General features: G+C 63.6%; 11 protein-coding genes. 7 read left to right on the top strand and 4 right to left on the bottom strand.

Annotation, left to right across the window (positions count from 1 at the left end):
• Positions 1 to 249: 249 nt before the first annotated feature.
• Positions 250 to 822: an HXXEE domain-containing protein gene (locus tag EOA28_RS12505; protein ID WP_127251042.1), complete on the top strand. Its 573-nt coding sequence runs from the start codon at positions 250 to 252 to the stop codon at positions 820 to 822.
• 187 nt (positions 823 to 1,009) lie between these two features.
• Complete coding sequence (locus tag EOA28_RS12500; RefSeq protein ID WP_126080809.1) at positions 1,010 to 3,334, top strand: response regulator; 2,325 nt, start codon at positions 1,010 to 1,012, stop codon at positions 3,332 to 3,334.
• Here EOA28_RS12500 and EOA28_RS12495 read toward each other — a convergent pair whose 3' ends face one another.
• From EOA28_RS12495 to EOA28_RS12485, 3 genes are all read right to left on the bottom strand, one after another.
• Positions 3,335 to 4,195 (bottom strand): lytic transglycosylase domain-containing protein, encoded by an 861-nt coding sequence (locus EOA28_RS12495; protein WP_126080810.1) that lies wholly within the window; start codon positions 4,193 to 4,195, stop codon positions 3,335 to 3,337.
• 4 nt (positions 4,196 to 4,199) lie between these two features.
• Positions 4,200 to 5,450, bottom strand: coding sequence for a flavodoxin-dependent (E)-4-hydroxy-3-methylbut-2-enyl-diphosphate synthase (ispG, locus tag EOA28_RS12490; RefSeq protein ID WP_126080811.1), 1,251 nt, complete (start codon positions 5,448 to 5,450; stop codon positions 4,200 to 4,202).
• Positions 5,451 to 5,694: 244 nt separating this feature from the next.
• Positions 5,695 to 5,874 carry a YdcH family protein gene (locus EOA28_RS12485; RefSeq protein WP_042641511.1) on the bottom strand — a complete coding sequence of 60 codons (180 nt, stop codon included), beginning with the start codon at positions 5,872 to 5,874 and terminating at the stop codon, positions 5,695 to 5,697.
• A gap of 248 nt (positions 5,875 to 6,122) precedes the next feature.
• Here EOA28_RS12485 and EOA28_RS12480 point away from each other — a divergent pair, with 248 nt between their 5' ends.
• Positions 6,123 to 6,326 (top strand): YdcH family protein, encoded by a 204-nt coding sequence (locus tag EOA28_RS12480; protein WP_126080812.1) that lies wholly within the window; start codon positions 6,123 to 6,125, stop codon positions 6,324 to 6,326.
• Between the two features lie 26 nt (positions 6,327 to 6,352).
• Here the strand turns inward: EOA28_RS12480 and EOA28_RS12475 are convergent, their stop codons facing one another.
• Positions 6,353 to 7,153: an IclR family transcriptional regulator gene (locus EOA28_RS12475; RefSeq protein WP_126080813.1), complete on the bottom strand. Its 801-nt coding sequence runs from the start codon at positions 7,151 to 7,153 to the stop codon at positions 6,353 to 6,355.
• A gap of 164 nt (positions 7,154 to 7,317) precedes the next feature.
• Here EOA28_RS12475 and EOA28_RS12470 point away from each other — a divergent pair, with 164 nt between their 5' ends.
• The 4 genes from EOA28_RS12470 (at position 7,318) to EOA28_RS12455 (ending at position 10,439) form a co-directional block, all read left to right on the top strand.
• A complete protein-coding gene (locus EOA28_RS12470; RefSeq protein WP_189341575.1) occupies positions 7,318 to 8,148 on the top strand; it encodes a transporter substrate-binding domain-containing protein in 831 nt (276 codons plus the stop codon).
• A gap of 176 nt (positions 8,149 to 8,324) precedes the next feature.
• Positions 8,325 to 8,990: an amino acid ABC transporter permease gene (locus EOA28_RS12465; protein WP_126080815.1), complete on the top strand. Its 666-nt coding sequence runs from the start codon at positions 8,325 to 8,327 to the stop codon at positions 8,988 to 8,990.
• A 1-nt stretch (position 8,991) separates the two neighbouring features.
• Positions 8,992 to 9,642 (top strand): amino acid ABC transporter permease, encoded by a 651-nt coding sequence (locus EOA28_RS12460; protein WP_126080816.1) that lies wholly within the window; start codon positions 8,992 to 8,994, stop codon positions 9,640 to 9,642.
• Between the two features lie 2 nt (positions 9,643 to 9,644).
• Positions 9,645 to 10,439: an amino acid ABC transporter ATP-binding protein gene (locus EOA28_RS12455; protein ID WP_127251041.1), complete on the top strand. Its 795-nt coding sequence runs from the start codon at positions 9,645 to 9,647 to the stop codon at positions 10,437 to 10,439.
• Positions 10,440 to 10,460 lie beyond the last annotated feature (21 nt).

Raw genomic sequence — 10,460 nt, 5'->3', positions numbered from 1 at the left:
GTGTAGGTTCGCTCACGGCCGCCTCTCGGGCGCGCGTTTCCACCTCTGATGAAGGGAAGGCCCGACGGCGCAACGGGTGTCCGAGCCGACGGAGTCCCAAATTTCGGAGACGCGCATCTTCCATTGACTGTCTCAGGGGCACTCGCGGCAGTCAATGTCCGACATGGTCACGGAGCGCCAAGGCGTCCACGCACTTGAATAGCTCTGGCGATGTGCGTCAGGATCACTGACCGAGGAGGGCGGGAATCAATGCTTAAACTGCAACGCTGGCTAGCGGACTATTGGGTCGTCGGCGCAGGGTTCATGGCAGCATCGCTTGTTGCGGTTGCGCCGGTGGTCCCGCTTCCGCTGCCGGTGTTCCTGATCTTCCTGCACAGCCCGGTCTACATGGTCCATCAGGTCGAGGAGCACACTGGCGACCGGTTCCGCAAATTCGCCAACGAGCATGTCTTCGGCGGCCGCGACGCCCTTACCGTCGCCTCGGTTCTCGTCATCAACCTCCCGTTTGTCTGGGGCATCAACCTGCTGGCCCTTTACGCGGCCTTGCTGTGGGGACCGGCTTGGGGCCTGGTTGCTCCCTATGTCATGATCGTCAATGCGCTCGCGCATCTCGTCACGTCGGCGCGATTGCGCAAATACAATCCCGGCCTCGTCACCAGCGTCCTTTTGTTTTTGCCGCTGAGCGTCGTTACGATCTGGACGATCGGCCGGACAGCAGGTCTTCTCCCGCACTTGATCGGCGCAGCTCTCGCGGTCCTGCTTCACCTGGCAATCATTGCGTTGGTGACCGCGCGGTACCGCACTCTCGTCGCCAGCTCGTAGCCCTCTTCGGCACGGTTGCGGCGGCGAGAAGACGTCGCTCGGGCCGAAGCCCGGTCGTTGCAGCCCGGAACGGGACACCGCGCAAGGCTGCTGCTGGTATCGGACCGCCCCCGCCACCAACGAAATCTTAATGTAAATCAAGCGTAATCCCGGCCATTAAAATTATGCGTATGTGTTGGGGTGGCGCATGCCGGAATATTCTTCCTTCCTCCGGTCGATCCGGATCCGCTACATTTCGGGGCTGCTTGTCTTCGCGCTGGCCTCGGCCGCCGTGATGTTCGCGCTCAACCGTGTGAATTCGTACCGCCACGAAGTCGATGCCCTCAGCGGCAATTTCGTCATCTTTGCTCGCGACCTGCGCAACGCCACCAATTTCGCCGAGACGACCGGCACCGCCTGGCGCAGCGAGACGCGCGATGCGCTGGCCGCTGCCGCGCGCGGCCACTCCGAGCGGCTGACCAGCGAGATCGGGATACTCAACGCGCAGTTGGCCGCGATCAGGCCGCGCCTGTCCAGGAACACCATCAACGCGTTGGACACCGCTTCGGTCAACGACGACCTGTTCTGGTCGGCACGCGACATGGTGCGTAACTTCAATTTGATGTCGACGGCGCAGAAGGTCGATGAATGGAGCTACCGCGAGATCCGCAACCAGAACGACCTGTTCGCCCAGCCGATGCTGGTCAAGGTGCGCACCGCGCTCGACGAGGAGCGTCGCCTCGCCGACGCTGCCAACGACCGGCTGCTGCTGTGGGCGAGCGGTCTGCTGTTTGCCGTGCTGGCCATCGCCGCGGTTCTGATCTTCCGGCCGATGGAGAACGCCATCCGCCGCGCCTTCGCCGAGAGCGCCGCGTCGCTGTTCAAGGCCGAGGCGGCCGATCGCGCTAAGTCGGAATTCCTGGCCAATATGAGCCATGAGATCCGCACGCCGATGAACGGCGTGCTCGGCATGGCCGAGCTGCTGGCCAAGACGGAGCTTACGCCCCGCCAGAAGACCTTCACCGATGTCATCGTCAAATCCGGCAACGCGCTGCTCACCATCATCAACGACATCCTCGATTTCTCGAAGATCAATGCCGGCCAGCTCACCCTCGACCCCGCTCCCTTCCGCCTGGCGGAAGCGGTCGAGGATGTGGCGACGCTGGTGTCGGCGCGCGTTGCCGAAAAGAACCTCGAGCTCATCGTGCGCGTCGACCCGCGCCTGCCGGCCTTTGTCGTCGGCGATGCCGGACGCTTCCGCCAGATCGTCACCAATCTGCTTGGCAACGCCGTGAAGTTCACCGAGAAGGGCCATGTGCTGGTCGATGTCGGCGGCGATGTCGTCGACGGCGTCGTCCAGCTCAAGGTCCGCGTCGAGGACACCGGCATCGGCATCCCGGCCGAAAAGCTGCAAAGCGTGTTCGAGAAATTCGCCCAGGTCGACGGCTCCTCGACCCGTCGCCACGAAGGCACCGGGCTTGGCCTTGCGATCGGCGCCCGGCTTGTCGACCTGATGGGCGGCAAGATCGGCGTCGAAAGCGAGATCGGCCGCGGCTCCGTCTTCTGGTTCGCCGTGCCGCTGCCGGCGCACAACCAGGCGGCGGCCGACAAGCTGGTGCCGGTCGATGTCACCGGCGCCCGGGTGCTGGTCATCGACGACAATCCGGTCAACCGGGAGATTCTGCTGGAGCAGCTCAGAAGCTGGAGCTTCGACTGTGCGGCCGCCGAAAGCGGCGCTGTCGGCCTTGCCTTCCTCGACCGCGCCTGCCAGCTCGGCGCCTCTGTCGACTGCATCATCCTCGACTACCAGATGCCCGGCATGAACGGCGCCGATGTCGCCAAGGCGATTGCCGCCGACAGCCGGCTTTCGTCCATCCCGGTCGTGCTGCTCACCTCGGTCGACCAGGTGGATTTCGGCAGGATGGTTATCGATTTCGGCATCGTCGCGCATCTCACCAAGCCGGCGCGTTCGGCGGTGCTGCTGGGCACGGTGATCTCCGCCATACAGAAGGCGCGCATGCAGGGCACCAAGGCTCATTTCGTGCGCGAGCCGGTCGCGGCGGCGCCGTCCTTCACCGTCATTCGCGGCCCGGCGGCGCCCGTGCCGGCGGCACCGGAATCGACCGCAGCGCCGAGCGGCCCGATCGATATCCTGATCGCCGAGGACAATGACGTGAACCAGCTGGTCTTCGGCCAGATCCTCAATGGCTTCGGTCTCAGCTACCGCATCGCCGGCAATGGCCGCACGGCTGTCGAAATGTACCGCGCGCTGCGCCCCCGCCTGGTGCTGATGGACGTCTCTATGCCGGAAATGAACGGCTATGAGGCGACCCGCGCCATCCGTGCGATGGAAGCGCAGAACGGTGAGCGCACGCCGATCATCGGCGTCACCGCGCATGCGCTGAAGGGCGACCGCGAGAAATGCATCGAGGCCGGCATGGACGATTATCTGCCGAAGCCGGTATCGCCCGACCGCCTTGGCGCCAAGATCGGCACCTGGCTCAGCGAGACGGTGACGGCTAAGACGGCATAGCTACCGGTTGCGCATCACCACGCAGGCGCCGCCGACGCTTTGCAGCTTGTCGCAGATGCCGTTGGCCTCGCCGCGCGAGTCCGCGCCGATCCTGACCGCGTAGATGCCGCGCCGCCCGATCGGCGTGCGCACCCGGCTCACCACCGGATCATGGCTGGCGAGCAGCGCCGGGAACCGGCTCTTGACCCTCAGCCATTGGCCGATCGCCGCGGAACGGCGGAAATTGCCCGCCACCTGCACGCCCCACGGCTTGACGTTGATCGAGGCCATGGCGACCGTCCGCGACATGATCACCGGCAGCCGGCGGCAGGCGACCGCGAAGCTCATCTTGGGGTCGAGCGGCTCGACGGTGCCGGCATAGGATTTGTCGGAAAACTTGTCGACGGGTTCGCCCATGATGTCGAAGACATAGCTTTCCGTCTCCATCGGCAGGAAGCCGCCGGAGGCCAGCCAGCGCGACACGCGGTTCTCGCCGGCATTGTAGGCCGCGGCCGCGAGGCCGAGATTGCCATAGCCCGCCTTCATCTCGGCTAGATATTTCGCGGAAGCCGGAATGGCCTGCTCGATGTCGAAGGAATTGGCCAGGCCGCGCATCTTGGCGGTTCCCGGCATGAACTGCGCGATGCCTTCGGCGCCGACCGGGCTCACCGCGTTCGGATCGAAGCGGCTTTCCTTCCAGATCAGCCGGGCGAAGAAATCCTTGGGCAGCCCGTTCTGTTGGGCTTGGGCTTCGATCAGATCGCAGACTCGGTTGATCAGCCGTTTGCCGGCCGATTTCGACTGCGGCGGGTCGGCGGACGCGCCCGCCACCCAACTCAAGCTGCACAGCAAGGCCAGGGCCACCGTGAGGAAACGGTGCATAGGCCTACTCGGCCGCGGCTTTGCCGTGTCCGTAGCGCTGCTCGATATAGTCGCCGACCATCTTCTCGAAATCCTGCGCGATGGACGGACCGCGCAGCGTCGCCGCCTTCTTGCCGTCGATGAAGACAGGCGCCGTCGGCGTCTCGCCGGTGCCAGGCAAGGATATGCCGATGTCGGCATGCTTGGATTCGCCGGGACCATTGACGATGCAGCCCATCACCGCGACCTTGAGGTTCTCGACGCCCGGATATTTCTCGCGCCACACCGGCATGTTCTTGCGGATATCGGCCTGGATGCTCTGGGCGAGTTCCTGGAAGACGGTGGATGTCGTGCGGCCGCAGCCTGGGCAGGCGGCGACGATCGGCACGAACTGCCGGAAGCCCATGGTCTGCAGCAATTCCTGCGACACCTGCACCTCGCGCGTGCGGTCGCCGTTGGGCTCCGGCGTCAGCGAGATGCGGATCGTGTCGCCGATGCCCTGCTGCAGCAGGATTCCCATGGCGGCCGAAGAGGCGACGATGCCCTTGGTGCCCATGCCGGCCTCGGTGAGGCCGAGATGCAGCGCATGGTCGGAGCGTGTGGCAAGCTCGGTATAGACGGCGATCAGGTCCTGCACGCCGCTGACCTTGGCCGACAGGATGATCTTGTCGCGGCCAAGCCCGATCTCTTCCGCCATCTCGGCCGACAGGATGGCCGACTGGACGATCGCCTCGCGCGTGACTTCCTGCGCGGTGAGCGGCGAGCCCTGAGCCTGGTTCTGGTCCATCAGCCGGGTCAACAGCTCCTGGTCGAGCGAACCCCAGTTGACGCCGATGCGCACCGGCTTGTCATGTCTAATCGCCATTTCGACGATCGCCGCGAACTGGCGGTCCTTCTTGTCCTTGAAGCCGACATTGCCGGGATTGATGCGATATTTCGCCAGCGCCTCGGCGCAAGCCGGATGATCGGCCAAGAGCTTGTGGCCGATATAGTGGAAGTCGCCGACCAGCGGCACATCGATGCCGAGCCTGAGCAGCCTCTCGTGGATGCGCGGAACCGCCGCCGCGCTCTCGTCGCGGTCAACGGTGATGCGCACGATTTCCGACCCGGCACGATGCAGCGCCGCGACCTGGGCGACAGTCTGGTCGACATCGGCGGTGTCGGTGTTGGTCATCGACTGCACGACGACGGGCGCGCCGCCGCCGACCATCACGCCGCCGACCGAAACGCCGACCGACCTGCGCCGTGGGAAGGGAGAAGAGAAATATCCGGTCATGCCGGTCGCCTTCATCTGAAAGTTCCCGGCATGAGGTGGCGGAGCAAAGATGGCTTGTCAATGGCAAGCGCCAGGCGAGGTTGGCAAATCAGCAGCCGCCACGCGAAAAACGCCAGCTCTGCCGATCGCGGCATCCGCGACCGAACGTTCCATCGATTTCAGTTAAAAAACACCATGCCGGTGGCATTTCCTGCCACCGGACGTTTCACCGCGGCGGGTTGCGGCGATGGTGCCTGGAGGAGCTTCAGTGTGTCGTCGGGCTAGCCTTCAGCTTTTCAATCTCGTCCTTGATTGCCAGCTTGCGTCGCTTGAGATTCACGATTTCGAGGTCGTCCACCGAAGGATGGTTCATGGCGTCGGTGAGCTCGCGCTCGATATCACCGTGTTTCCGCTGCAACTCATCAAGATGGGATGCAAGAGACATGATTGGTTCTCCCTTTCATGGTTTCCTCGATTGCAGCCGTCGCAGGCACGTCCACCGCAGGTTGAGACTGTGACGGCACCGTGACAGTCTGCCACCAACCGATCTCGATGTCGAATGACACGTGGTAGCATTCCACGACAAAGTGAAATGTGATAAGGGCTGCGCGCCGGCCTCAGACGAAAAGTCACAAACCCAGCCGGTCCCGCCCAAACAGCCCGATTGGGCGATGCATACGCAGACGGTAGATAATGTCCGAACAGGAACAGGCTGAAATACGCCTCGAATATTCCCGGCTCAAACAAGAACACGCCGATTTCGACGCCGCCATCAACGCGATGATCGCCACGGGCTGCGACCCGCTTCAGATTCAGCGCATGAAAAAGAAGAAGCTGATCCTGAAAGACCGGCTGTCGGCGCTGGAAGACCGCATCATTCCCGACATCATCGCCTGAGCGGGCAGTTTCCCGCGCTCCACAGTCTACGAGATCGAAAGCCGGGCGGCGCGCTCGCGCAGCAACGCGACCAATTCGCCAGTCCGCGCTTCCGACGTGTCGATCGGCACCACAAGGCACATCGTTGCCTCGACCTTGCCAGGCGCCGAGAACACGGGCGCCGCCAGGCATTTGGTATAGGCGTCGACAAGGCCTGACGTGACGCAATAGCCGGTGACGCGCGCCCGAGCGATGTCATCGATGAAGTCATCGATCTCTATCTTGCGGCCGTCCGGCAGCACGAGATCGTCTTCCGTGACCATCGCCTCGATCCGGCTGCGATCAAGACCGGCCAGCAGCAACCGGCCCGAAGCAGTCCATGGCAGCGGAATCTGCAGGCCGGTGGCCGAGCTGATGCGGAACGGCCTCGTGCCCGGGCTTGAATGGATGATGGTGTAGCGACCGCTCTGCAGCATGCAGAGCTCGGACGTCTCCCCGGTCTCGCGCGACAGCGTATCGACCTCCTGGCGGCCGCGCCTCAGCAGGTCGTTGCCGCGCATATAGGCCATCCCGTAGAGATAGAGCTTCTTGCCGAAATAGACGCGATTGCCGTCGCCGGCCATTTCCAGGAGACCGGCTTCGACCAGCTCGCGCACCAGCGTGTAGGTGGTCGAGCGCGGCGCGTTGAGCCCCTTTGCCAGCTCGCCGATGCCGATCGCTCGCTGGTTGGCGTGCAGGAACTCCAGGATGTTCAGGACCCTGTTGAGACCTTTCTCGCGCGAGCCAGCTGGCCGCTCTTCGCCCGTGCCTTCGCTCGGCCACCCGGTCAGCATTTCACTCTCTTGCATTGTCGATTCCTGGTGCTAGTATCTGTCTTGTACAGGATACACACGTCTCTTGTAAGAGACAATCGCTGATTGCGGCGTGTATTTCTGCTGCATTGGGGAACACACCATCAAAGGAGGTCGCCGTGAACGACACATCCGGCAGACGTGATTTTCTGAAACTTGGAATGGCGGGGCTGGCCACCGCCGGCGCGCTTACCGCCATCAGCGCCGAGAAGGCAGCCGCGCAGGCCGCATCCGATAGCGTGCTGCGCACCGCGCTTGATCGTGGCAAACTGATCGTCGGCACCGGCAGCACCAATGCGCCATGGCATTTCGAGAACGACGCCGGTGAATTGGTCGGTATGGACATCACCATGGGCCGCATCCTCGCCAAGGGCCTCTTCGACGACCCGACCAAGGTCGAGTTCGTCACCCAGGACCCGGCGCAGCGCATCCCCAACGTGACGACCAACAAGGTCGACATCACCATCCAGTTCATGACCATGACCGCGCAGCGCTCGCAGCTGATCCATTTCTCGCGGCCCTACTATGTCGAGGGCGTGGCGCTGCTGACGCTGCCCGGCTCCGAAAACAAGACCTTCGACAAGCTCCTGGCGAATGGCGCCAACACCCGCATCTCGATCCTCCAGAATGTCGATGCCGAAAGCTCGGTGCATTTTGCCTTGCCGCAGGCTCAGGTGCTGCAGATCGACACCCAGGCGAACGTGCTGCAAGCGCTGGAATCCAAAAGAGCCGACGCCGCGGCCGTCGATCTGTCGACGGTGCGCTGGCTCGCCTCGCGCAACCCGGACAAATATTTTGACGCCGGCAAGAGCTGGTATTCGATGCTTTACGGCGCTGCCGTCCGGCAAGGCGACCTGGATTGGCTGACCTTCGTCAACCAGACCTTCACCATTGCCATGTTCGGCCACGAGACGGCGCTCTATGACGCCGCCTTCAAGGAATATTTCGGCCAGGAGCCGCCGCCGCGCCATCCAGGCTTCCCGGTCATCTGACCAAGCCTACGCCAAGCCGGCGGAGGAGCGCGACAGGCGCTCTTCCGCCTCCTCGACACGGGCCGTGCGGGTGACGAATCCTTGAGCAATTTCAGGAAAAGTGTGAAGCGGTTTTCCGTCCGAAATTGCGCCAAAACAAGAGATTGTTTGTCACCGCGAGCCATTGAGACGGATGCATGGGCTACACGCTCAATTTCAACCTGATCTGGCGGCATTTCGACAAGCTTTGGGGTGGCCTGCTGCTCAGCCTCGAACTCGCCGTGATCTCGATCGCCATCGGCATCGTCATCGGCCTGGTGCTGGGGGTCTGGTACGTCTCGGCCGGGCGCGTCGTGCGCACGATCATCGCGGCCTATGTCGAATTCATCCGCAACGTGCCATTGATCCTGCTCGTCTACCTCGTCTTTTACGGTGTGCCGACCGTCATAGACCTCGCTTACAGCGCGCCCACCTCTTTTGTCGTGACGCTGTCGGTCTATAGCGGCGCCTATCTGGTCGAAGTGTTCCGCTCCGGCCTGGAAGCCGTGCCGCGCGGCCAACTCGACGCCGGCAAGGCGATCGGCCTCACCCCATGGCAGCGCCTGATCCATGTGCGCCTGCCGACGATGCTGCGCATCACGCTGCCGGCGCTGTCCAACACCTTCATCTCGCTGTTCAAGGACACCTCGATCGCTTCGGTCATCTCCGTGCCCGAGCTGACCTATGGCGCCCAGTGGATCAACTTCAACACATTCCGCATCGTCGAGGTCTATCTGGTGACGACGGCGATGTATCTGGTGACCGGTTACGCCCTGCTGTTCGCGCTCAGGCTGGTCGAACGCCGTTTCAGGGCGGCGCGCTGAGATGCTGAGTCAGATCCTCTACGCCCTGCCGTTCCTCGCCGAGGGCTTCGCCTTGACCTTGTGGGTCTCGCTGCTGGTCGTGGTCCTGTCTTTGATCGCAGGGGTGCTGCTGGGTGTCGGCCTCGTCTATGGGCCGGCGCCGCTGCGTTGGTCGGTGCGCATTTTCTCGGACACCATCCGCGGCATCCCGATCCTGGTGCTGATGTTCTTCGTCTATTACGGCCTGCCCGCGGTCGGACTGCATCTGCAGTCCTTTTGGGCGGCGGTGCTGGCGCTCACGCTGTTCAAGACGGCGCAGGTCGTCGAATATGTGCGCGGCGCCGTGGCCTCGATACCGAAGGGCCAGTCAGAGGCGGCGATGGCGATCGGCCTGACCTTCCGGCAGCGCCTCACCTCGGTCATCTTCCCGCAGGCCTTCCGCCGCTTCCTGCCGCCCTGGATCAACGGCGTCACCGACGCCGTGAAGGGCAGCGCCCTGGTCTCGCTGCTCGGCATCACCGATCTGATGCAGGCCATCAACCAGGTCATCGGCCGCACCTATGAGGCGATGCCGCTCTACATCCTCGGCGCCCTGATCTATTTCGCCGTCAACTACGCGCTTTCCTACGCCAGCCGCAGGCTGGAACGGCGCTTCGCCTTCATCCGGGACTAACCATGGCCACCAGCTCCAGCAACAGCCCAGCGCTTCTCGAGATCGCCGAGGTCTCCAAATCCTTCGGCCCGGTCGCGGTGCTGCGCTCGGTCAGCCTGCAGGTCACCAAGGGCGAGGTGGTCACCATCATCGGCCCTTCCGGCAGCGGCAAGACCACGCTGCTGCGCTGCGTGAACTTCCTCGAGAGCTATGATTCGGGCTCGATCCGCATCGACGGCAAGGAAGTCGGATACCGTGATTCCGGGACGCGGCAGCGCCGCAGCGAACGCGATTTGGCCGCCATGCGCGCCGAAACCGGCATGGTGTTTCAGAGCTTCAACCTCTTCCCGCATCTGACCGCGGCCGGCAACATCATGCTCGGCCTCACCAAGGTGCGCGGCAAGAGCAATGTCGAAGCCCGCTCGATCGCCGAGCATTGGCTCGGCCGCGTCGGCCTCGCTCACAAGGCCGACAGCCTGCCGGCGGAGCTTTCAGGCGGCCAGCAGCAGCGGGTCGGGATTGCCCGCGCCGTCGCCATGGAGCCGAAGATCCTGCTGCTCGACGAGATCACCTCGGCGCTCGACCCCGAACTCGTCGGCGAGGTGCTGGCCGTGGTGAAAAGCCTCGCCGAGGACGGCATGACCATGGTGATGGTGACGCATGAAATGGCCTTCGCCCGCGACGCCTCCAGCCGCATCGTCTTCATGGCCGATGGCGACGTCTCGGCCGTGGGGCCGCCGAAGGAGGTTCTCGCTGCCGAGACCACCAATGAGCGGCTGCGCACCTTCCTGGCGCGTTTCCGTGCCTCGCATTTCTGAAACCGGACGGCTTTCGCCATC

The organism is Mesorhizobium sp. M2A.F.Ca.ET.067.02.1.1 (genome assembly GCF_004023285.1).
Taxonomy (GTDB): domain Bacteria; phylum Pseudomonadota; class Alphaproteobacteria; order Rhizobiales; family Rhizobiaceae; genus Mesorhizobium.
This window is presented reverse-complemented; position numbering and strand designations above follow the sequence as displayed.